This window comes from Pseudomonas sp. BJa3 (assembly GCF_026343815.1).
GTDB classification, from domain to species: Bacteria; Pseudomonadota; Gammaproteobacteria; order Pseudomonadales; family Pseudomonadaceae; genus Aquipseudomonas; species Aquipseudomonas soli.
This window is the reverse complement of the sequence record NZ_JAOXMC010000024.1, coordinates 16,775-39,859: the sequence shown is the minus strand read 5'-3', so window position 1 is coordinate 39,859 and position 23,085 is coordinate 16,775. Positions and strand designations below refer to the sequence as shown.

Genomic DNA, 23,085 nt, shown 5'->3' with positions numbered 1-23,085 from the left:
CATTCAGGTTCAATCGCTGACTTTCGTCCGCAGTCGAGCCTGCCATGCCCTTTTCCAATGGTTTCCTCCTCAGCCTGTCCCTGTGCCTGGACATCGGCGTGGCCAACATCGCCATGATTACCCTGGCCATGCAGCGGGGGTTTCTTCAGGGCTTCTGGCTTGGACTGGGGACCTGCGTCGGCGATCTCATCTACGCCATTGCGGCCCTGGCCGGCATGACCGTTTTGCTGCAGTTCGAAAGCGTGCGTTGGACGTTGTGGCTGGGGGGCTCCGCGTTATTGGCGTGGTTCGCGGTGAAGATGCTGCTGGCGGCGTGGCGCGGCGGGCACCTGGAGTCGCGTGGCCAGGTAGTGGTCGAATCAGGCTGGCGTGAGTTCCTGCGCGGGATCTTCCTGGCCATGTCATCGCCCAGCGCGATTCTCTGGTTTGCCGCAGTCGGCGGCGTGCTGATCTCCCGCTCCGGCGCCGGCAGCGCGCTGGATGCGGGCCTGTTCCTCGGTGGCTTCTTTGCCGCCGGGCTGCTCTGGTGTGTCTCGTTGTGCGGTATCGCCAGTCATGGCGGGCGACTGCTTGGCGATCGCCTGCTGACTTGGTCGTACCTGTTGTCGGCGGCGATCTTCTGCTATTTCGCCGGTTACGTGGTGCTTTCCGGTTACCGCGAATTCATCCTGGCAGTACCGGTCTGATTATTCTGGAGATTCTGTGCTGCTGACTTTTTTCTCATCGGGTTGTCGATTCTCCATTTTCCCGTTCGACCATGGGTGAAGGCGCCGGAATGCACCGGCGCCAATCATTGTTGAACGCTGGGAGGAAGCACCGATGAACAGCGCAGCCGAAACTGAACTTCGTCAATTGATCGAACAGTGGATGCAGGCCGTGCGCGAGCGCGACGTGGACCGTATCGTGGCACCCTATGCCGACGACATTCTCGCCTTCGATGCCATCCAGGCCCTGCAATTCAAGGGCAAGGCCGCCTACCGTGCACACTGGGAAATGTGCATGGGCATGTGCACGGGGCCGATGGTCTTCGAACTGGCAGAGCTGAAGGTATACGCCGACGGCGACCTGGCCCTGGCCCATTGGCTCAACCGCTGTGGCCCGGGCGACGACGAAAGCCAGTGCGGTTTCATGCGCGCCACGGTCGGCTATCGGCGCAGCGGCGGTCAATGGCAAGTGATCCACGAGCATTGGTCGGCGCCGTTCGACATGGAAACGCAAAAAGCCTTGTTCGACCTCAAGCCCTGATACCGCTCATCGCCCACCGCACCGAGCCGACCTGCTGGAGACGATCATGAAATACCTGTGCCTGGTCTATTGTGATGAAGCGCTGTTGCACAGCCTGCCAGACAGCCCCGAAGACGCCGAATGCATGGCCTACGCCGAATCCATCCAGGGCAGCGGGCGCATGCTCGCCGCCGAGGCGCTCAAGCCTGTGCAAACGGCCACCACGGTACGTGTACGCGCCGGTCGCATGAGCCTGACCGATGGGCCGTTCGCCGAGACCAAGGAGCAACTGGCCGGTTTCTACCTGGTCGACGCCCGTGACCTCAACGAGGCGCTGAACATCGCCAAGGGCATCCCGGCAGCCCGGGTGGGCAGCGTCGAGGTTCGGCCGGTGCGTGAACTGCAGCCCTGACGCAACGGGAGAAAAGCCGCATGAGTCACCAGGGAAAGCCCGATTGATGGTGGGGGAAGCGCAAGTCCGCCAGGAGGTGGAGGCTGTCTACCGCCGTGATTCGCGGCGGATCCTGGCGACCCTCATCCGCCTGCTGGGGGACTTCGACCTGGCCGAGGAGGCCATGCACGATGCCTTCTTCATTGCCGTGCAGCGCTGGCAGCGCGATGGTATCCCCGACAATCCGCGGGCCTGGCTGGTGTCTGTCGGCCGCTTCAAGGCCATCGATGCGCTGCGCCGAAGTGCCCGTTTCGACCGCTCCCAGGCCGACTTGATCATGTTGCTCGAACGCGAAGCCGACGATCCGGGCGAGCAGACGTTGCTGGCCGATGACCGTCTGCGGCTGATCTTTACCTGCTGCCACCCGGCACTGGCCTCTGACGCCCAGGTACCGCTGACCCTGCGCGAGGTGTGTGACTTGACCACCGAGCAGATCGCCCGTGCCTTCCTGCAAAGCCCGGCCACCATCGCCCAGCGCATCGTGCGTGCCAAGGCCAAGATCCGCGATGCGAAGATTCCCTATCAGGTGCCGGAACTGAGCGAGCTGCCCGAGCGCCTGGAAAGCGTGCTGCGGGTCATCTACCTGGTGTTCAACGAAGGCTATTCGGCCTCGGCGGGCGAAGATGTCACCACCCGCGAGCTGACCGATGAGGCGATCCGCCTGGGGCGCCTGGTGGCCCAGTTGCTGCCCGATGCCGAAGTGCATGGCCTGCTGGCGCTGATGCTGCTGCAGGCATCGCGGCAGAGGGCGCGCAGCACCGCCGATGGCGAGCTGGTGCTGCTGGATGAGCAGGATCGCAGCCTGTGGGATCGCGGGCAGATCAATGAGGGCAGCCAGCTGGTCCAGCAGGCATTGCGCAGTCGCGACTTCGGGCCGTATACCGTGCAGGCGGCCATAGCCGCGGTGCATGCCGAAGCGCCTTGCGCCGAGGCCACGGATTGGGACGAGATCATCGGCCTGTACGATGTGCTGCAGCGCCACTGGCCATCAGCGGTGGTGGAGCTGAATCGGGCGGCGGCGCTGGCCAGGCGGGACGGCGCGCAGGTGGGGTTGCAGGCGGTGGAGGCAATCCTGCAGCGCGGCGAGCTGGGTGATTATCACCTGGCCCATGCCGCGCGCGCCGAACTGCACCGGCAGCTGGGCAACCTCGATCAGGCCCGGGATGCCTGGCAGCAAGCGCTGACGCTCACCCGCCAGGGGCCGGAACGGCGGCATATCGAACGGCGGTTACGCGAACTGGGCTGAGCTATCGCCAGCGTGCCCGCGATGGCCAGCTAGGTGAATCAGCTGGCGACAAAGTTCGGCGGGCTGACCAGCTCGACCGTCTGCTGCTTGCGCGGCGCGAGGATCTCGGCTTCGCCACTGACGACCAGCTCATCGTTCTGGTTGTACACATTGGTGGCGATGCGCACCTTGAACTTGGGCAGCTTCTCGAGAATTTCCAGGCGCACGGTCAGCTCATCGCCGATCTTCACCGGCTTCTGGAAGCTCATCTGCTGGCCCAGGTAGATGGTGCCCGGGCCAGGCAGGGTGCAGGCCACCGCAGCACTGATCAGCGCGCCACTGAACATGCCATGGGCGATGCGCTCGCGGAACATGCTCTTGGCGGCGAATTCGGCGTCCAGGTGCACCGGGTTGTGGTCGCCGGACATGGCGGCGAACAGCTGGATGTCGCGCTCTTCGACAGACTTCTTGTACTCAGCTTTCTGGCCGACTTCGAGGGCTTCGTAAGGGGTGTTGGTGACCTGGGGCATCGAGGCTTCCTTGTGGGGCGGCGAGGTGGCCGATCATTCGCTGCGGGCAGGGCGGCCAAGGGCCAGCGCCTGCTCCAGCCAGCCGATGATCTCGGCGGTGACCTCGTCGCGATGGGTTTCGTTGAGCACTTCGTGGCGTGCGCCGGGGTAGATGCGCAACTGTACATGACGGTTGCCGGTCGCGCGCAGGGCGTCGGCCAGATGGGTGAGACGCTTGCCGGCACTCACCGGATCACATTCGCCGCCGATCACCAGGATGGGCAGGTTCGGGTCGATCTGCCCGAGATGCCTGGGCTGGCTGATCTGCGCCAGCCCCTGCAGCAGGTCGAGCCACAGCTGGTTGCTGCAGCGAAAGCCGCACAAGGGGTCGGCGATGTACTTGTCCACTTCCTCGGCATCGCGGCTGAGCCAGTCAAATGCCGTGCGGTTGGGTTTGAAAGCCTTATTGAACGAGCCGAACGACAGCCAGTCGATCAGTGCGCTATTGCCAAGGGGGCCTTGGCGCCAGGCTTCGAAACGGGCGATCAGGCGCGCGGCCCGGTACAGTGCCGCCGGCTGGAAGTTCGAGCCGCTGAGGATCGCGCCTTGCAGGCTGGCGCTGTGGTGGAGCAGGTAGGCCTGGGCGATGTAGCTGCCCATGCTGTGGCCGAACAGGAATAGCGGGGTGCCCGGGAACTGCTGGCCGACGTGCTGGGCCAATAGCCCAAGGTCGTTGACTACGGCATTCCAGCCATTATGGCGGGCGAACAGGCCCAGGCTCCCCAGCTCGGCGGTACGTCCATGTCCGCGCAGGTCGGGGGCGAGGAGTCCGTAGCCGGCAGCGTTGAGCGCATGCCCCAGGCGCTGGTAGCGCCCGGCATGTTCTGCCATGCCGTGGGCCAGCAACACCACGGCCTTGAGCGGTGTGGAGGGCAGCCATTGATGAACATGGAGGCTGCAATGCTCGCTGGCGGGGAGCCAGAAGGCGTCATGGGGCATGGCGGATCCTTGCGCGCGGAGGTTCGCCAACAGTGTATGCGCAAAGCGCCCGATTGCAGGAAGGGCAGAAAAGAGATTCACAATGTTAATGGCGGCACTTGGCGTATTTGCCACCCTCGACAGAGCTGCTAACGTCGGCTGAACACCTTTTTGCCATCAGGCGATCAGGTCAGGGACGTCCCGGTAGAGGAACAACAATAAATGCAAGCCAATTTCTGGAACGACAAGCGCCCGGCGGGCGTGCCTTCCACCATTGACATGAATGCCTATACGTCAGTCGTCGACGTTTTCGAGCGCTCCTGCAAGCGCTTCGCCGACCGGCCGGCATACAGCAACCTCGGCGTCACCCTGAGCTACGCGGACCTCGACCGTTACTCGGCGGCCTTCGCCGGCTGGTTGCAGCAGCACACCGACCTGGTGCCGGGCGACCGCATCGCGGTGCAGATGCCCAACGTTCTGCAATACCCGATAGCCGTTTTCGGCGCCTTGCGCGCCGGGCTGGTGGTGGTCAACACCAACCCGTTGTACACCGAGCGCGAGATGCGCCACCAGTTCAAGGACTCCGGCGCTCGCGCGCTGGTGTACCTGAACATGTTTGGCAAGCGCGTTCAGGAGGTGCTGCCCGACACCGGCATCGAGTACCTGATCGAAGCGAAGATGGGCGACTTGCTGCCGACGGCCAAGGGCTGGCTGATCAACACCGTGGTCGACAAGCTGAAGAAAATGGTGCCGGCCTACCATTTGCCCCAGGCGGTGTCGTTCAAGCACGTCCTGCGCCAGGGGCAACGTCTCGGTCACCAGGCGGTGGCGCAGACACTCGACGATGTCGCGGTGCTGCAGTACACCGGCGGGACCACGGGCCTGGCCAAGGGGGCCATGCTCACCCATGGCAATCTGGTGGCCAACATGCTTCAGGTACTGGCCTGTTTCGGCCAGCACGGGCCAGATGGCCAGCCGCTGATCAAGCAAGGGCAGGAGGTGATGATCGCGCCGCTGCCGCTTTACCACATCTACGCGTTTACCGCGAACTGCATGTGCATGATGGTGACCGGCAACCACAATGTGCTGATCACCAACCCCCGCGACATTCCGGGGTTCATCAAGGAACTGGGCAAGTGGCGGTTCTCGGCGTTGGTAGGCCTGAATACGCTGTTCGTCGCCCTTATGGATAACCCGGGGTTCAAAACCCTGGATTTCTCTGCACTGAAAATCACCAATTCTGGCGGCACCGCCCTGGTCAAGGCCACCGCCGAGCGCTGGGAGGCGCTCACGGGTTGCCGCATCGTTGAAGGCTATGGGCTGACCGAGACCTCGCCGGCGGCCAGCACCAACCCCTATGGCCAACTGGCGCGCCTTGGAACGGTGGGGATTCCGGTGCCTGGCACCGCGTTCAAGGTGATCGACGACGACGGCCTTGAGCAACCTTTGGGTGAGCGCGGCGAACTGTGTATCAAAGGCCCGCAAGTGATGAAGGGCTATTGGCGGCAGCCTGGGGCCACCGATGAGGTGCTGGATGGGGAGGGCTGGCTGAAGACCGGCGACATCGCGGTCATTGACCCAGATGGTTATACCCGGATCGTCGACCGCAAGAAGGACATGATCATCGTCTCGGGCTTCAACGTGTATCCCAACGAGATCGAGGATGTGGTGATGGGGCATCCGCAAGTGGCCAGCTGCGCGGTGATCGGCGTGCCGGATGAGCGTACTGGCGAAGCGGTGAAGTTGTTTGTGGTATCGCGCGCGGGCGGGGTGAGCGTGGACGAGCTGAAGGCATTCTGCAAAGCCAACTTCACCGGCTACAAGGTGCCCAAGCACATTGTATTGCGCGAGTCGCTGCCGATGACCCCGGTGGGCAAGATCCTGCGTCGGGAATTGCGGGACATCGCCTGAAAGTAAGAGCGGCGGTGTGCCGTGTGACTTGTCCCGCGATTGTGTCAGCCTGGACGACAGTTTCCCCCAGAGTCGACGCCATCGCAGGTCAGGTTCACTTTCACAGACCCTCTAGGCCAGGGCTTTCAGGCGGATTTGCGACATTTCGTATAATTACTCTAAAAATGACCTGAAGTTTTCATTGAGTCATTTTTGTGACCTGTCGGCCCATTTCGGCCTCTAGGCGACCCCTTTCAAAGCTGTTACTCTCGGCGCGCTTTCAGAGGATCCGGTTTGCAATGAGCCGGCCTCTCATATCAATAATAAGCGCATCGTCGCGTACCGAATTCGCTGTTGCTGAAGGAGCGGGCTTCCATGATCGAACATTTTTGGAAGGATAAGTACCCAGCCGGGGTCACGGCGGACATCAATCCTGACGAGTTCCCCAATATCCAGGCGGTACTCAAGCAATCCTGCCAACGCTTTGCCGACAAACCTGCCTTTAGCAACTTGGGCAAGACCATCACCTACGGCGAGCTGTATACCTTGTCCGGCGCCTTTGCCGCCTGGCTGCAGCAGCACACCGACCTGAAGCCGGGTGACCGCATCGCGGTCCAGTTGCCCAACGTCCTGCAGTACCCTGTAGCTGTCTTCGGCGCCATGCGTGCCGGGCTGATCGTGGTCAATACCAACCCGCTGTACACCGCGCGTGAGCTGGAGCACCAATTCAACGACTCCGGCGCCAAGGCACTGGTGTGTCTGGCCAACATGGCGCATCTGGCTGAAAAGGTGGTGCCCAAGACCCAAGTCAAACACGTCATTGTCACCGAAGTGGCCGACCTGTTGCCACCGCTCAAGCGCCTGTTGATCAACAGCGTGATCAAGTACGTGAAGAAAATGGTGCCGGCCTACCACCTGCCGGGCGCGGTGCGCTTCAATGACGCGCTGGCGCTAGGCAAGGGCGGCGCTGTCACCGAGGCCAACCCGCAGCCCGGCGACGTTGCTGTGCTGCAGTACACCGGCGGTACCACTGGCGTGGCCAAAGGCGCGATGCTCACCCATCGCAATCTGGTGGCCAACATGCTGCAGTGCCGTGCGCTGATGGGCTCGAACCTGCACGAAGGTTGCGAGATCCTCATCACTCCGCTGCCGCTTTACCACATCTATGCCTTCACCTTCCATTGCATGGCCATGATGCTGATCGGCAACCACAACGTGCTGATCAGCAACCCGCGTGACCTGCCGGCAATGGTCAAGGAGCTGGGCAAGTGGAAGTTCAGCGGCTTTATCGGCCTTAACACGCTGTTTGTCGCCCTGTGTAACAACGAGGCTTTCCGCAACCTCGATTTCTCGGCGCTGAAGATCACACTGTCCGGTGGCATGGCGCTGCAGATGAGCGTGGCCGAACGCTGGAAGGCGGTGACGGGTTGTGCCATCTGCGAAGGTTACGGTATGACCGAGACAAGCCCGGTGGCGGCGGTCAATCCGATCTCGGCCAACCAGGTGGGCACCATCGGTATCCCGGTGCCGTCGACCCTATGCAAGATCATCGACGACAACGGCCAGGAACTGCCCTTGGGTGAGGTGGGCGAGCTGTGCATCAAGGGGCCACAGGTGATGAAGGGTTACTGGCAGCGTGAAGATGCCACCGCCGAGATCATCGACGGCAATGGTTGGCTTAAAACCGGTGACATTGCCTTGATCCAGCCAGATGGCTACATGCGCATCGTCGATCGCAAGAAGGACATGATCCTGGTATCCGGCTTCAACGTGTATCCCAACGAACTCGAAGACGTGCTCGCCACGCTGCCGGGTGTGTTGCAGTGCGCGGCCATCGGTGTGCCGGACGAGAAGTCCGGCGAGGTGATCAAGGTATTCATCGTGGTCAAACCTGGCATGATGCTGACCAAGGAACAGGTCATGGAGCATATGCGCGCCAACGTCACCGGCTACAAGGTGCCCAAGGCCATCGAGTTCCGCGACGCGCTGCCGACCACCAACGTCGGCAAGATCCTGCGCCGCGAGCTGCGTGACGAAGAACTGAAGAAGCAGGGGCTGAAGAAGATCGCCTGATCTGCAGCCTGGTTTGGGATTGAAACGTGGGAGCGGCGGTGCGCCGGTGCGACTTGCCCCGCGATAGCGTCAGGTCAGGCAACGTAGTTGCCCGAGCCGACGCCATCGCTGGTCAAGTCGCACCGGCGCACCGCCGCTCCTGTTTTGCGAAATGAAGCTCAGCGCAGCTTCTCCAGCATCTGGTAGTACCACATCCCCGCCGCCAGCAGCGGATTGCCCAGCAAGTCACCCATCGGCACCTTGATGTGCCTGCATGCCGCGAAGGTATCGAACTTCTCCAGCGTCCCGGTCAAGGCCTCGGCCATGATCTCGCCCATGATGTGGCTGGTGGCGATGCCGTGCCCGGAGTACCCCTGGCAGTACCAGACGTTGTCCGACAGCTTGCCCAGTTGCGGGATACGGTTGACCACGATGCCCATGGCGCAGCTCCACTGGAACTCGATCGGCACGCCCTTGAGCGCCGGGAAGGTGCGCTCGATGCATGGGCGCAGCTCGCCCTCGATGTCTCGCGAATCGCGCCCGGAGTAGTTGGCGCCGCCGCCGAACAGCAGGCGTTTGTCGGCGGTCAGACGGTAGTAGTCGAGGACGAAGCGGCAGTCGTACACGGCCAGATCCTGCGGGTTGATCTGGTCGGCCAGGTCACCCAGTGGCGCGGTGGTGACGATGCCGCCCATGGCCGGGAAGATCTTGCCCTTCAGCTGGCGTTTTTCCAGTTTGTGGTAGACGTCGCCGGCCAGCATCACCTGTCGTGCCTCGATGCGCCCGCTGGCGGTAACCACGGCCGGGCGGGGGCCGTGGATGATCTCCAGCACTTCGGAATTCTCGAACACCAGCGCGCCGAGGCCATGGGCGGCGCGGGCCTCGCCCAGGCACAGGTTGAGCGGATGCAGGTGCAGGTTGCGGCGGTTCTTCAACGCGCCGAGGTACAGCGGGCTTTGCAGGTGCTGCTGCATGGCCTCGCGGTCGAGCAATTGCACCAGGTCGCCCATGCCGCGGCGTTGGGCTTCGGCCTCGAAGGCGCGCAGTTCGGTCATGTGCGACGGTTTCATCGCCGCGTGCAGGTGGCCGTGCTTGAGGTCGCACTGGATGCCGTAGCGCTCGACCCGCTGTTCGATGATCTGGTGGCCGCGCCAGCGCAGGTGCCAGATGAAGTCGTCCACCTCGGCGCCCAGGCGGTCGCGCATCTGCGTGCGCATGGCCTCGTCGCCCGACAGGCTGCCGGTGACCTGGCCACCGTTGCGCCCGCTGGCGCCCCAGCCGATGCGGTTGGTCTCGACGATGGCTACCTTCAGGCCACGCTCGGCCAGCTCCACCGCAGTGGCCACGCCGGTGAAGCCGCCGCCGATGATCGCCACGTCGACCTGCACCGTGCCTTTGAGCGTGGGGTATTCGGTTGCATCATTGAGGGTGGCGCTGTAGTAGGACGGCGCGCGCTGGGCCGGCCTGTTGTTCAGTGCTGCGTTCATGGGTGTTCCTTGTTGTAGTTCGTCTGTCAGGCCTGATGCAGGTACCAGCGCCAGTCCTGTTCGCCGACTTCGGCCATGAACTGGCGGTACTCGGCACGCTTGACCTTCAGGTACACGCCGAGGAAGGCCTCGCCCAGCGCCTCCCTGGCCCAGGCCGACTGTTCCAGAGCTTCCAGGGCAGTCAGCCAGTCGGTGGGCAGGTACTCGCTGGCCTGGGCATAGCCGTTGCCTTCGACCGGCGCGCCGGGATCGAGCTGTTCGCGGATGCCCTGGTGCGCGGCAGCAAGTATCGCGGCGGCGGCCAGGTAGGGGTTGGCGTCAGCGCCGCAGATGCGGTGTTCCACATGTCGGCTGTTGGCCGGGCCGCCGGGCACGCGCAGGCTGACGGTGCGGTTGTCCACACCCCAGGTCGGTGCCAGCGGGGCATAGCTGTTGGCCTGGAAGCGGCGGAATGAGTTGGCGTTGGGGCAGAACAGCAGCAACGACTCATGCAGGTGACGCAGCATGCCAGCCACCGCTTGGCGCAACAGTGGGGTGCCAGCCTTGTCTTCGCTGGCGAACAGGTTGTTGCCAGCGGCGTCCGCCAGGCTCAGGTGCATGTGCATGCCGGTGCCGGCCAGTTGGGTGAACGGCTTGGCCATGAAGCAGGCCTGCATGCCGTGGGCGTTGGCGATGCCTTTGACCAGGCGTTTATAGCGCACGGCCTGATCCATCGCCTGGAGCGCATCGCCGTGCTCCAGTGTGATTTCGACCTGGCCGGGGGCGTACTCGGAGATCGCCGTGCGGGCCGGGATACCCTGTGCCTTGCAGGCGGCATAGAGGTCGGCAAGAAACGGTTCGATCTGCTCGAGTTCGCGCAGGCCGTAGACCTGGGTCTCGCGCGGACGGCCGCCGTCGCTGTCCAGCGCCGGCTGCGGGCGGCCCTGGGCGTCGCGCTGCTGGTCGAGCAGGTAGAACTCCAGCTCGCAGGCCATCACCGGGTGATAACCCTCGGCCTTGAGGGCGTCGATCACCCGCAGCAGCACATGACGCGGATCCGCCACGCTGGCCGGCAGGCCTTCGCTGGGGTGCATGCTGACCTGCACGGCGGCGGTCGGCACCCGGCGCCAGGGCAGGCGCACCAGGCTGCCCTCCAGCGGGTAGGCGCGGCAGTCGATGTCGCCGACGTCCCAGACCAGACCGGAGTTTTCCACGTCGTCGCCATTGAGGGTCAGGCCGAGGATGGTGCTGGGCAGCGGGCGGCCGCTGTCGAACACCGCCAGCAGTTCCTCGCGATGCAGCAGCTTGCCACGGGGTACGCCGTTGGCGTCGAGGATGAACAGTTCGATCAGGTCGATATCGGGGTTGTCGGCCAGGAAACGCCTGGCTTGCTCGGCAGGGGCAAAGTGCATGGTGGATTCGCTCTGAGGCACGCAGGACCGCCGCGCAGGTGGGCGGTCAGGCTGAGTCAATCGGCCAGTGGTGGCCGGGTAGGGTCAGGGATGCGTGAGCGAAGTGTCCGGTGGGCGCGCGTGGCGGCAGTGCCACAGGGCCCAGAAGGCGAGGATGATGTGCACCAGCGGATTTTCGCCGGCACGGACCCTGGCCTTCGGCAGCGAAGGTTGGGGCAGCGGGCGGGCGATCGTCGGGTCGGGAAGCATCGCTCGATACTCACATGGCCGGTAAGGTTGATTAAATCAGTGAATGGCGACGTTCATTCCATTGATTGTTAAACATTCGAGTTGCAGTGCCCAGGGCGGACCTGGCCTGTGTCACAGCCGCAACAGGCAGCATCCCGCTGGCAAATCTGCGACAATCGTGCCCCTTACGCCTGCCGATCATGAAAGAGCAGCACTCGCCTGCATCATTAAAAAAGTCCCATGACAGACCACGCCATCGACCAACTGCTGAAGAACCTCGACCACGCCATGATCGCCGACCGCCATCGGTTGCGCCGGCAATTGCACGAGCTGCGCAAGCGTCCCGATGAGGGCAAGCTCGCGCAGTGGGTGGAAAAGGTCCAGGCCTCTTGCGCCCAGGTCACCGCGCGCCAGCAGAGCGTGCCGAGCATTCGCTACGACGACAATCTGCCCATCGCCGCCAAGCGCGACGAGATCAAAAAGGCCTTGGCCGAGCACCAGGTGCTGGTGATCGCTGGCGAGACCGGCTCGGGCAAGACCACCCAGTTGCCGAAGATCTGCCTGGAGCTGGGTCGCGGCAGCCATGGCCTAATCGCTCACACCCAGCCTCGGCGGATTGCCGCGCGCAGCGTGGCGGCGCGGGTCGCCGAGGAGCTGGGCACGCCGTTGGGGGCGCTGGTGGGCTACCAGGTGCGCTTCGAGGACCAGAGCGATTCGAACACCCTGGTCAAGCTGATGACCGACGGTATCCTGCTGGCCGAGACCCAGCACGACCGCTTCCTCGAGCGCTACGACACGATCATCGTCGACGAGGCCCACGAGCGCAGCCTGAACATCGACTTCCTGCTCGGCTACCTCAAGACCCTGCTGCATCGCCGTCCGGAACTGAAGCTGATCATCACCTCGGCGACCATCGACCTGGAGCGCTTCTCCAAGCACTTCGACGGCGCGCCGATCATCGAGGTGTCCGGCCGTACCTACCCGGTGGAAACCTGGTACCGCCCGCTGACCAGCGAACAGGACGAGGAGGGCAACCAGGTCGAGGAAGACCTCTCGGTCGACCAGGCGATCCTCGCCAGCCTCGACGAGATTGCCCAGTACGAGCGCAGCCAGGGCAAGGGGCCGGGCGATGTGCTGGTGTTCCTGCCCGGCGAGCGCGAGATCCGCGATGCCGCCGAGATCCTGCGCAAGGCGCAGTTGCGCCACACCGAGATACTGCCGCTGTATGCGCGGCTGTCGCCGGCCGAGCAGCAGCGGATCTTCCAGACCCACAGCGGCCGGCGGGTGGTGCTGGCGACCAACGTCGCCGAGACTTCGCTGACCGTACCGGGCATCCGCTATGTGATCGACAGCGGCACCGCCCGCATCAGCCGCTACAGCTACCGCGCCAAGGTCCAGCGCCTGCCGATCGAAGCCGTTTCGCAGGCCAGCGCCAACCAGCGTAAAGGCCGCTGCGGCCGGGTCGAGCCGGGCATCTGCATCCGCCTGTACAGCGAGGATGACTTCAACGGCCGGCCGGCATTCACCGATCCCGAGATCCTGCGCACCAACCTGGCGGCGGTGATCCTGCAGATGCTGCACCTGCGCCTGGGCGCCATCGACGCCTTCCCGTTCATCGAGCCGCCGGATGGCAAGGCCATCAGCGACGGCTTCAACCTGCTGCAGGAACTGTCGGCGGTCAACCGCGAGAACCAGCTGACACCGCTGGGCCGCCAGCTGGCGCGTCTGCCGATCGACCCTCGTATGGGTCGCATGCTGCTCGAAGGTGCCCGCCAGGGCAGCCTGCAGGAAGTGCTGATCGTCGCCAGCGCACTGTCGGTGCAGGACCCGCGCGAACGCCCACCGGAGCGCCAGCAGGCCGCCGACCAGGCCCATGCCCAGTGGAAGGATGTCGACTCCGACTTCGCCGCGCTGGTCAACCTGTGGCGCGGTTTCGAGGAGCAGCGCCAGGCGCTGACCGCAAACCCGCTGCGCAACTGGTGCCGGAAGAACTTCCTCAACTATTTGCGCCTGCGCGAGTGGCGCGACGCCCACCGCCAGCTGGCGCTGATCTGCCGCGACCTGCAACTGACGGTGAACAAGGATGCCTGCGACTACCAGCGCATGCACAAGGCGATTCTCAGCGGCCTGCTCAGCCAGATCGGCCAGAAGACCGAGGAGGGCGATTACCAAGGCGCACGCCAGCGGCGGTTCTGGATTCACCCGTCGTCGGGCATTGGTCGCAAGCGGCCGCAATGGGTGATGGCCGCCGAACTGGTGGAAACCACCAAGCTGTATGCGCGCATGGTGGCCAAGATCGAGCCGGACTGGATCGAGCCGCTGGCCACCCACCTGATCAAGAAGAACCACTTCGAGCCGCACTGGGAGAAGAAGCGCGGCCAGGTAGTGGCCTACGAGCAGATCACCTTGTACGGGTTGATCCTGGTCGGACGCCGCCCGGTGCATTTCGGCCCGATCGACCCCGTCACTTCCCGCGAGCTGTTCATCCGCGATGGCCTGGTCGGTGGCGAGATCCAGTCTCGGGCCAAGTGCCTGGCGGCCAACAAGCGCCTGCTGGAGCAGCTCGACGAACTGGAGGCCAAGGCCCGTCGGCGCGACATTCTGGCTGACGAAGAAACCCTGTACGCCTTCTATGAAGCGCGCCTGCCCGCGGAGATCCACCAGACCGCGACCTTCGATGCCTGGTACCGGATGACCAGCCAGAAGGACGCCAACCTGCTGATCATGCGCGAGGAGGACGTACTGGCCCGCGAGGCCAGCGAGGTCACCGCAGCGCAGTACCCGGATCACTTGCAGGTGGGCGAACTGCGCCTGTCGCTGAGCTACCACTTCGAACCGAACCATCCACGTGACGGCGTGACCGTGCGGGTGCCGGCGCCGTTGCTGCCCAACCTGCCGGGCGAACGCCTGGAATGGCTGGTGCCGGGCCTGCTCGAGGCCAAGTGCATCGCCCTGGTGCGCAACCTGCCCAAGGCCCTGCGCAAGAACTTCGTGCCGGTGCCGGACTTCGTCAAGGCGGCACTGTCGCGCATGGTCTTCGGCCAGGGCGCGTTGCCCCAGGCACTGGGCCATGAGCTGCTGCGCATGACCGGGGCGCGGGTGTCCGACGAGGCCTGGGCGGAAGCGACCGCGCTGGTGGAGGGCCATCTGCGCATGAACATCGAAGTGGTCGATGCCCAGGGCAAGTTCCTCGGCGAGGGCCGCGACCTGGTCGAACTGACTGCCCGTTTTGCTGCCGCCAGCCAGGCCGCCCTGGCCTTGCCGCGCAACGACAAGGCCGAGCAGCCGGTGCAGGCCAAGGTATTCGAGCAAGTGGCGCAGACCGCCCAGCAGAAGATCGCCGGGCTGTCGATGACCGTGTATCCGGCACTGGTCGAGGACAATGGCACGGTGCGCGAGGGGCGGTTCTCGACCCAGGCCGAGGCCGAGTTCCAGCACCGACGTGCCCTGCAGCGGCTGTTGTTGCAACAGTTGGCCGAGCCGGCCAAGTTCCTGCGCGGCAAGCTCCCGGGCTTGACCGAGCTGGGCTTGCTGTATCGCGAACTGGGCCGGGTCGAGGCACTGGTGGAGGATATCTTGTTGGCCAGTCTCGACAGTTGCGTGCTCGAAGGCGAAGACCCGTTGCCCCGTGATGGCGCCGCCCTGGCCTCGCTGGCCGAACGTAAGCGCGGCAATTGGAGCGAGCATGCCGAACGCCTGGCGCGCCTGACCTTGGAGGTGCTCAAGCTATGGCATGGCTTGCAGAAGCGCTTCAAGGGCAAGATCGACCTGAGCCAGGCGGTGGCACTCAACGATATCAAGCAGCAACTGGCCAACCTGGTGTATCCGGGCTTCGTGCGCGAGACGCCGGGGGCCTGGTTCAAGGAATTGCCGCGGTATCTTAAGGCAGTGGAACTGCGCCTGGAGAAGCTGGGCTCGCAGGTACAGAAGGACCGGGTGTGGAGTGGCGAGCTGGCCAATTGCTGGGCGCAATACCAGGCCCGTGCCGACAAGCATGCCCAGGAAGGCAAGCGCGATGAGCAACTTACCTTGTACCGCTGGCTGCTGGAGGAGTACCGGGTGTCGTTGTTTGCCCAGCAGTTGGGGACCAAGGTTCCGGTTTCCGACAAGCGACTGAGCAAGCAGTGGAGTCAGGTGGAAGCCTAACCGTTGCAACTTGTGGCAAACTTGACGGAATTTGGGGCCGCTTTGCGGCCCATCGCTAGTAAGCCAGCTCCCACAGGGTACGCATTGAACTGAGGGGAGCTGGCTTGCCAGCGATCGAGGGCCCAGCCCTCGTCTGCGAATTGGTACCAAGGTGCCATTATGTTGCCCTTTTCCCGGCCTGCGCCGCATGGCGATGGCCTTTGACCAGAGGAACGACCGTGCACAACGTCGTCATCAGCGGCACCGGCCTATACACCCCGGCCCAGAGCATTTCCAACGAAGAACTGGTGGAGTCCTTCAACACCTGGGCACAGCGTTTCAACCGTGACAATGCCGCCGCCATCGAGCGTGGCGAAGTCGAGGCGGCGCCGCTGTCCGATGCCGCCTTCATCGAAAAGGCCTCGGGCATCAAGAGCCGCTTCGTCATGGACAAGGCCGGCATCCTCGATCCGCAGCGCATGAAACCGCGCCTGCCGGAGCGTTCCAACGACGAACAGTCGATCCTCTGCGAAATGGGCGTTGCCGCTGCGCGTCAGGCGCTGGAGCGCGCCGGGCGCACTGCCGCCGATGTCGACGGGGTGATCGTCGCCTGCTCCAACCTGCAGCGCCCGTACCCGGCCATCGCCATCGAAGTGCAGCAGGCGCTCGGTATCGAGGGTTTTGCCTTCGACATGAACGTCGCCTGTTCGTCGGCCACCTTCGGCATCCAGACGGCCGCCAACAGCGTGCAGTTGGGCCAGGCCCGCGCGGTGCTGGTGGTCAGCCCGGAAATCTGCACCGGCCACTTGAACTTCCGTGACCGCGACAGCCACTTCATTTTCGGTGACGCCGCCACCGCGGTACTGATCGAACGTGCCGACCTGGCCACCTCGGCGCACCAGTTCGATATCGTCAGCACCAAGCTGTGGACCGCGTTCTCCAACAACATCCGCAACAACTTCGGCTTCCTCAACCGCGCCGCGGAAGAGGGCATCGGCACGCGCGACAAGCTGTTCGTGCAGGAAGGCCGCAAGGTGTTCAAGGAAGTCTGCCCCAAGGTCGCCGAGCTGATCGGCCAGCATCTGGAAGAGAACGGCCAGCAGCCGAGCGACGTCCAGCGTTTCTGGCTGCACCAGGCCAACCTGAGCATGAACCACCTGATCGTCAAGAAACTCCTGGGCCGGGAAGTGGACGAGCAAGAGGCGCCGGTGATCCTCGACCGTTATGCCAACACCAGTTCGGCAGGGTCGGTGATTGCCTTCCACCTGTACCAGGATGACCTGGCCAAGGGGGCGCTGGGTGTGCTGAGCTCGTTCGGCGCGGGTTATTCGATTGGCAGCGTGATCCTGCGCAAGCATTGATGCTTGTCTGACTCGTGGGAGCGGGCTTGCCCCGCGATGGCGTCATCAGCCCTTGCACAGCGGTAGGGTTGATGACGCCATCGCGGGGCAAGCCCGCTCCCACGTTCATTGCAGGCAAAAAAAAGCAGGAAATGCTGGATGGGGTCAGCATTTCCCGCTTCAGGGTGGAGCAAAGGAGCCTGGCGCTTAGAACTTCGCTTCCAGATCCACCTGCAGGGTGTCTACGTCAGCATCGCTGTTCGGCAGGTTGGAGAAGTCGGTCTTGGCCATCAGGTAGGCCGCGCCCAGGGAGAAGTTCTTGTCGATCTCGTAGCCGACCTTGAACTTGTGGCCACGCGAACCGGTGAAGCCGTTGCCGAAGTCGGAATCGGTGAAGGCGCTGACCACCGCGTTACGCTGCACGTCGCGGTAGTTGTAGTCCAGGCTCCAGGCGCCGACCTTGGTTTTCAGGCCCGCCAGCCAGGCCTTGTCCTTGCCGTCAGTGCTTTCGGTGTTCTTGACGAACTGGCCATAGGCCGAGAGCGGGATGGCAAAGCCGGTGAAGTCCACCTGGCCGAAACCTTCCACCAGGTTGAACTCGTTAGTGGTGTTGCCCAAGGCACGCAGGACGGTCGACTCCTTGTCGTTGTCGTAGCCGTAGATGCTGCCGCCCACGGTGAACTTGAGGGTGTCGGCCGCGTTGAACTTGGCACCCAGCTGGCCGTGGTACAGCTGCGCGTCGTGCTTGAACTGCACGCCGTCGCCGTCGACGTTGTCCTTGAGGGTGTAGTGGCCGGCACTGCCGAACAGTTCGGTGGCGCCCAGGTTGGTCTTGTAGGTGACCGCCACGCCTTCGGGGTTGATGTCGCTGTCCCAGATGATGTCGCCCATGCTCACCCATGGCTGGGCCATCTTGCCGCCGATCAGGTGCAGGTTGGGGATGGCGGTCGGGTGCCAGTCGAGGTAGGCCAGGTCGACCCACAGCGATTTCTTCTCGAAGTAGTTGTCCAGGCTCTGGTTGGTCGAGCGGGCATCGGCGCTGCTGCCGGTGGCCACACGCACGCCGGCATCCACTTGCGGGTTGATCTCGCTGTAGAAGCCGACACGGGCGCGGACGCGCTCACGGTCCTGGTTGCCACTGCGCGAGATCGGGTTGTCGACGTTGACGTCTTCGTAACGCAGGCGCACATCACCCTTGATCTGGGTCTTGGCGGCCCACGCCACTTTCTGTTCGAACGAGCTCATGCGCTCGGACTGGGCTTTCTGGTCGGCCTTTTCCTTGGTTTCCTTTGCCAGGTCGCCCTGCAGTTCGTTGTACTGCGCCTGGTTGATCGAGCCATTGGCGCGGAGCATTTCGAGCAGCTTGGCGTCGACAGCAGCACTGGCCGGAGTACTCAGAGCCAGCATCATGCCGGTGAGGCTCACTCCGGTAAGTGTAGAAACAAGACGCATAAGGTTCTCCCTGTTGGAAAAAGTGGGGAGGCTCAAGCGCCCGCCCCCAAGTTGGCATGTCTTCGGAAAGGGCCTGACTAGACAGGTTCTGGGGTTCCGGAAAACAGGCGCAAGTATTGCGGGGGCTAATGACAGAATAATGTCTAAACAGTGGCACTGTTGTTAAGTAAAGCGGCCGTCATTTGAGTGTCACGGTCGACTTGGCAATACTGGCACTCTCTTTTCAGCGAGTTGCAAACGTGATCAGCCTCCACAGCCTTGCCCATCTGCGCGACCTGCCGGCGACCACCTGGGACGCGCTGGTGCCTGACGCCCAGCCGTTCCTGCGCCATGCCTTCCTCACGGCCATGGAGGACAGTGGCAGCGTGGTGCCTGACACTGGCTGGGCCGCCGAACACCTGGTGCTGGAACGCGACGGTGAGGTGCGGGCGCTGCTGCCTGCGTACCGCAAATGGCATTCCTTCGGCGAGTACGTGTTCGACCACGGCTGGGCCGATGCCTGCGAGCGCGCAGGTATCGCCTACTACCCCAAGCTGCTGGGTGCGGTGCCGTTCAGCCCGGTGAGCGGCCCACGCCTGTTGGCCGCCGACCCGAGCGATGGCCTGTTGCTGTTGCAGGCCATCCCCGAGTATCTGGGTAAGGGGGGGCTGTCGGGTGCGCATATCAACTTCACCGACACTGCGCTGGATGAGGCCCTCGCCGGTCTGCCAGGCTGGATGGAACGCCTGGGTTGCCAGTTCCATTGGCGCAATCGGGGTTATCGGGACTTCCAGGACTTTCTCGACACCCTCAGCTCACGCAAGCGCAAGCAGATGCGCAAGGAGCGCGAACAGGTGGCGGGGCAGGGGATCGACTTCGCCTGGTATCGGGGCGACGAGCTGAGCGAGGCGCAGTGGGATTTTGTCTACCTGTGTTACGCCAACACCTACGCCGTGCGCCGGCGCGCGCCCTACCTTACCCGTGAATTCTTCAGCCTGATCGCCGAGCGCATGCCCGAGGCCATCCGGGTGGTCATCGCCCGCCAGCAGGGGCGCGAGGTAGCCATGGCGCTCAGCCTGATCGGCGGTGACAGCCTGTATGGGCGGTACTGGGGGTGCCTGGATGAGTTCGACCGTCTGCACTTCGAGACGTGTTTCTACCAGGGCATGGATTTCGCCATAGGCGAAGGGCTGCAGCGTTTCGATGCCGGGGCCCAGGGTGAGCACAAGCTGATTCGCGGCTTCGAGCCGGTGATCACGCGGTCGTGGCATTACCTGCTGCATCCGGGATTGCGCCGGGCGGTGGAGGATTTTCTGCTGCAGGAGCGGGCGGGGGTGAGGGCGTATGCCGAAGAGGCGCGGCAGATGTTGCCGTACCGCCAGGACTGATTCCCCTTCCACAAGAAATCGGGGCGTGGGAGCGGGCTTGCCCCGCGATGGCGTCCGCCCTGGCCACCGCCATCGCGGGGCAAGCCCCACGTCTTCCAACCAGGCAGGCTTCAATCCACCCCGACGAACCCACCCGTCTGGTGATGCCACAGTCGCGCATACAGGCCACGCTGCGCCAATAGCTCGGTGTGGCTGCCACTCTCGACGATATGTCCCTTGTCCAGCACGATCAGCCGGTCCATGCGGGCGATGGTCGACAGGCGGTGTGCGATGGCTATGACCGTCTTGCCCTGCATCAGCGTCTCCAGGCTCTCCTGGATCGCCGCCTCCACCTCTGAGTCCAGCGCCGAGGTGGCCTCGTCCATGATCAGGATCGGCGCGTTCTTCAGCAGCACCCGGGCAATGGCGATGCGCTGGCGCTGGCCGCCGGAGAGCTTCACGCCGCGCTCGCCGACATGGGCATCGAAGCCTGTACGGCCCTGGGCATCGGACAACTGCGGGATGAACTCGTCGGCCCTTGCCCGGCGTACAGCCTCCCAAACTTCCTCGTCACTGGCATCCGGCCGGCCGTACAGCAGGTTGTCGCGGATCGAGCGGTGCAGCAGCGAGGTGTCCTGGGTGATCATGCCGATCTGCGCGCGCAGGCTGGCCTGGTTGACCTCGGCGATATCCTGGCCGTCGATGAGGATGCGCCCGCTGTCGATGTCGTACAGGCGCAGCAGCAGGTTGACCAGGGTCGACTTGCCGGCGCCGGACGGGCCGATCAGGCCGATCTTCTCGCCGGGGCGGATATCCAGGTTCAAGGCATCGATCACCTTGCCGCCCTTGCCGTAGTGGAAGTCGACATGGTCGAAGCGCACCGCGCCGCGGCTGACCTTGAGTGCCGGCGCGTGGGGCCTGTCGCTGACGGTGACCGGCTGGGCGATGGTCTGCAGGCCGTCCTGGACCATGCCGATGTTCTCGAAGATGCCGTTGACCACCCACATGATCCAGCCGGACATGTTGACGATGCGGATCACCAGGCCGGTGGCCAGGGCGATGGCACCGACGCTGATCAGCGACTGGCTCCACAGCCACAGGGCAAGGCCTGTGGTCGCGACCACCAGCAGGCCGTTCAGCGAGGTGATGACCACGTCCATGCTGGTGATCACCCGCGAGGCCAGCTGGGTCTTCTCGGTCTGTTCGCTGATCGCCTCGCGGGCGTACTGCTGCTCGTAGTCGGTGTGGGCGAACAGCTTGAGCGTGGCGATGTTGGTGTAGCCATCGACGATGCGCCCCATCAGCTTGGAACGGGCGTCGGAGGAGATCACCGAGCGTTCCTTGACCCGTGGCACGAAGTAGTACAGCGCGCCGATATAGCAGGCGATCCACACCAGCAGCGGCAGCATCAGCCGCCAGTCGGCCTCGGCGAACAGCACCAGTGCGCTGATGGCATAGATCAGCACATGCCACAGCGCGTCCACCGCCTGCACCGCCGAATCGCGCAGGGAGTTGCCGGTCTGCATGATGCGCTGGGCGATGCGTCCGGCGAAGTCGCTCTGGAAGAAGTTCAGGCTCTGCTTGAGCACATAGGTGTGGTTCTGCCAGCGGATCAGGCTGGTCATGCCCGGGCTGATGGTCTGGTGCACCAGCAGGTCGTGCAGGCCAAAGAACACCGGCCGCAGCACCAGCACCACCACCAGCATCCAGATCAGCTCGCCACTGTGCTCGCTGAAGAAGTTGGCGTTGGGCGTGCCCTGGGCCAGGTCGATGATCCGGCTCAGGTAGCTGAACAGCGCCACCTCGATCAGCGAGGCGATCAGCCCGACGATCAGCAAGGCAACGAAGCTCGGCCAGACCTGGCGCAAATAATAGAGATAGAAGGGCCAGACCTTGCCGGGAGGCGCCTCGCTCGGCGCCTCGCGGAAGATGTCGATCAACTGCTCGAAACGACGGTACAGCATGGGTGACGACACTCCTGTTCGACCCGACTCACGTCCCTGTGCGGCGCGGGATCAATCGATGCGTTTGGCCGACTTGATGTAGACCGGATCCGCCGGCACATCGCGCATGCCTTTCTTGACGGTGGTCGGCGAGTTGACGATCTGGTCGACCACCTCCATGCCCTTGGTCACCTTGCCGAACACCGCGTAGCCACGGTCGCGGCCCGGGTTGAGGAAGTCGTTGTCGGCGACGTTGATGAAGAACTGGCTGGTGGCCGAGTTCGGGTCGGAGGTACGCGCCATGGACAGGGTGCCACGGGTGTTCTGCAGGCCGTTGCTGGCCTCGTTGCGGATTGGGTCCTGGGTGCTCTTCTGCACCATCTGGTCGGTGAAGCCACCGCCCTGGACCATGAAGCCCGGGATCACACGGTGGAAGATGGTGTTGTTGTAGAAGCCGCTGTCGACGTACTGGAGGAAGTTCTTGGTACTGATCGGCGCTTTTTCTGCGTTCAGCTCGATTTCGACCTGGCCGAAGCTGGTGTCCAGCAGCACATGCGGGGTTTTGTCCGAGGCCATGACGCTGGTGGCGAAGGCGACCGAGCAGGCGGTGAGCAGAAGTTTTTTCAGCATGGGCTCAATGATCCTTGAGGGGTGGAAGCGGCTGCGAGGAACTGCAGCAGGGTCTGGTTGAAGACCTCAGGTTGGTCCAGGGGCGTAGCGTGCCGCGAATCGTCGATGACCGCCAGTCTGGCGTTGGGCATCAGGGCGACGTAACGCTCCTTGAGTTGTATCGGTGTGTAATCGTGGTCGGCGGCGATCACCAGGGTGGGACAGCGGATCTGGCCGATGCGTTCCTGTACGCCCCAGTCGACGATGGCGTCGAAGCTTTTCAGGTACGCACGCTTGTCGTTGCGCGCCCAGCGTTCGGCCATCTTGCGCCGCAGTTCGGCCTGCTCCGGCTTGGGAAACAGCCGTTCGGCCAGGCCCTTGCCGACGGTCTCGACGCTGAGCAGGCGCGCCAGGCTCCAGCGCTTGAGCCACCAGATCCAGTCGCTGCGGGTGCGGCGCTTGACCTCCGGGGCGCTGTTGACGATGCACAGGCTGCGCAGCCACTCGGGGTGGTCGACGGCGAACTGGAAGCCGAGCATGCCGCCCATGGACAGACCGACGAAGTGCACCGGGCCGGTGTCCAGGTGACGGAGCAGAGCCAGGAGATCCTCGCTGAAGGTCTTTATCTGGTAGCCCGAGCGAGGCTTGGACGATTGCCCGTGGCCGCGGATGTCCATGAGGATCACCCGGTACTGGCGGGCGAGCTCGGGCACCTGCAGTTCCCAGTCCTGGCTGCTCGAACCCAGCCCGTGCAGTAGCACCAGGGGCTCGCCCTGACCGTGTTCCTCGTAATGCAACTGGCATCCTTGGTGTTCGAAAACGGCCATGGGCGCGG

General features: G+C 63.8%; 17 protein-coding genes. 9 read left to right on the top strand and 8 right to left on the bottom strand.

Features of this window, described 5'->3' with window-relative positions:
* Positions 1 to 44 precede the first annotated feature (44 nt).
* The 4 genes from OH705_RS23885 (at position 45) to OH705_RS23870 (ending at position 2,921) form a co-directional block, all read left to right on the top strand.
* Positions 45 to 686 carry a LysE family translocator gene (locus OH705_RS23885; RefSeq protein WP_104444335.1) on the top strand — a complete coding sequence of 214 codons (642 nt, stop codon included), beginning with the start codon at positions 45 to 47 and terminating at the stop codon, positions 684 to 686.
* 133 nt (positions 687 to 819) lie between these two features.
* On the top strand, positions 820 to 1,245 hold the full coding sequence (locus OH705_RS23880) for a YybH family protein (protein ID WP_023631071.1): 426 nt from the start codon (positions 820 to 822) through the stop codon (positions 1,243 to 1,245).
* A gap of 46 nt (positions 1,246 to 1,291) precedes the next feature.
* Positions 1,292 to 1,636: a YciI family protein gene (locus OH705_RS23875; protein WP_023631072.1), complete on the top strand. Its 345-nt coding sequence runs from the start codon at positions 1,292 to 1,294 to the stop codon at positions 1,634 to 1,636.
* 46 nt (positions 1,637 to 1,682) lie between these two features.
* On the top strand, positions 1,683 to 2,921 hold the full coding sequence (locus tag OH705_RS23870; protein ID WP_104444333.1) for an RNA polymerase sigma factor: 1,239 nt from the start codon (positions 1,683 to 1,685) through the stop codon (positions 2,919 to 2,921).
* Between the two features lie 38 nt (positions 2,922 to 2,959).
* Here the strand turns inward: OH705_RS23870 and OH705_RS23865 are convergent, their stop codons facing one another.
* Together OH705_RS23865 and OH705_RS23860 are read right to left on the bottom strand one after the other, a co-directional pair.
* Positions 2,960 to 3,430 (bottom strand): MaoC family dehydratase, encoded by a 471-nt coding sequence (locus OH705_RS23865; protein ID WP_267303118.1) that lies wholly within the window; start codon positions 3,428 to 3,430, stop codon positions 2,960 to 2,962.
* Positions 3,431 to 3,463: 33 nt separating this feature from the next.
* Positions 3,464 to 4,408 (bottom strand): alpha/beta hydrolase, encoded by a 945-nt coding sequence (locus OH705_RS23860; RefSeq protein ID WP_267303117.1) that lies wholly within the window; start codon positions 4,406 to 4,408, stop codon positions 3,464 to 3,466.
* 201 nt (positions 4,409 to 4,609) lie between these two features.
* On the opposite strand from OH705_RS23860, the gene fadD2 reads away from it, so the two are divergent.
* Together fadD2 and fadD1 are read left to right on the top strand one after the other, a co-directional pair.
* Positions 4,610 to 6,298, top strand: coding sequence for a long-chain-fatty-acid--CoA ligase FadD2 (gene fadD2, locus OH705_RS23855; protein WP_267303116.1), 1,689 nt, complete (start codon positions 4,610 to 4,612; stop codon positions 6,296 to 6,298).
* A gap of 354 nt (positions 6,299 to 6,652) precedes the next feature.
* Complete coding sequence (gene fadD1, locus OH705_RS23850) at positions 6,653 to 8,350, top strand: long-chain-fatty-acid--CoA ligase FadD1 (RefSeq protein ID WP_094010032.1); 1,698 nt, start codon at positions 6,653 to 6,655, stop codon at positions 8,348 to 8,350.
* 158 nt (positions 8,351 to 8,508) lie between these two features.
* Here fadD1 and OH705_RS23845 read toward each other — a convergent pair whose 3' ends face one another.
* Both OH705_RS23845 and OH705_RS23840 read right to left on the bottom strand, forming a co-directional pair.
* Complete coding sequence (locus OH705_RS23845; RefSeq protein WP_038705618.1) at positions 8,509 to 9,816, bottom strand: NAD(P)/FAD-dependent oxidoreductase; 1,308 nt, start codon at positions 9,814 to 9,816, stop codon at positions 8,509 to 8,511.
* A 26-nt stretch (positions 9,817 to 9,842) separates the two neighbouring features.
* Positions 9,843 to 11,207, bottom strand: coding sequence for a glutamine synthetase family protein (locus tag OH705_RS23840; RefSeq protein ID WP_094010030.1), 1,365 nt, complete (start codon positions 11,205 to 11,207; stop codon positions 9,843 to 9,845).
* 468 nt (positions 11,208 to 11,675) lie between these two features.
* On the opposite strand from OH705_RS23840, the gene hrpA reads away from it, so the two are divergent.
* On the top strand, positions 11,676 to 15,581 hold the full coding sequence (gene hrpA / locus OH705_RS23835; RefSeq protein ID WP_267303115.1) for an ATP-dependent RNA helicase HrpA: 3,906 nt from the start codon (positions 11,676 to 11,678) through the stop codon (positions 15,579 to 15,581).
* Positions 15,582 to 15,799: 218 nt separating this feature from the next.
* Positions 15,800 to 16,921 (top strand): beta-ketoacyl-ACP synthase III, encoded by a 1,122-nt coding sequence (locus OH705_RS23830; protein ID WP_094010028.1) that lies wholly within the window; start codon positions 15,800 to 15,802, stop codon positions 16,919 to 16,921.
* Between the two features lie 186 nt (positions 16,922 to 17,107).
* Here OH705_RS23830 and OH705_RS23825 read toward each other — a convergent pair whose 3' ends face one another.
* Entirely contained in the window at positions 17,108 to 18,352 is a 1,245-nt protein-coding gene (locus tag OH705_RS23825) for a putative porin (RefSeq protein ID WP_046856651.1), read from the bottom strand.
* Positions 18,353 to 18,591: 239 nt separating this feature from the next.
* Between OH705_RS23825 and OH705_RS23820 the strand changes: the two genes are divergently transcribed.
* Positions 18,592 to 19,719 (top strand): GNAT family N-acetyltransferase, encoded by a 1,128-nt coding sequence (locus tag OH705_RS23820; protein WP_267303114.1) that lies wholly within the window; start codon positions 18,592 to 18,594, stop codon positions 19,717 to 19,719.
* 110 nt (positions 19,720 to 19,829) lie between these two features.
* On the opposite strand, the gene OH705_RS23815 is transcribed toward OH705_RS23820, so the two are convergent.
* From OH705_RS23815 to OH705_RS23805, 3 genes are read right to left on the bottom strand one after another with little or no spacing between them, the layout of a single operon-like run.
* Complete coding sequence (locus OH705_RS23815) at positions 19,830 to 21,662, bottom strand: ABC transporter ATP-binding protein (protein ID WP_267303113.1); 1,833 nt, start codon at positions 21,660 to 21,662, stop codon at positions 19,830 to 19,832.
* Positions 21,663 to 21,713: 51 nt separating this feature from the next.
* Positions 21,714 to 22,271 (bottom strand): peptidylprolyl isomerase, encoded by a 558-nt coding sequence (locus tag OH705_RS23810; protein WP_094010027.1) that lies wholly within the window; start codon positions 22,269 to 22,271, stop codon positions 21,714 to 21,716.
* Complete coding sequence (locus OH705_RS23805) at positions 22,265 to 23,077, bottom strand: alpha/beta fold hydrolase (RefSeq protein WP_094010026.1); 813 nt, start codon at positions 23,075 to 23,077, stop codon at positions 22,265 to 22,267. The genes OH705_RS23810 and OH705_RS23805 overlap by 7 nt, the downstream gene beginning before the upstream one ends.
* Between the last annotated feature and the right edge of the window lie 8 nt (positions 23,078 to 23,085).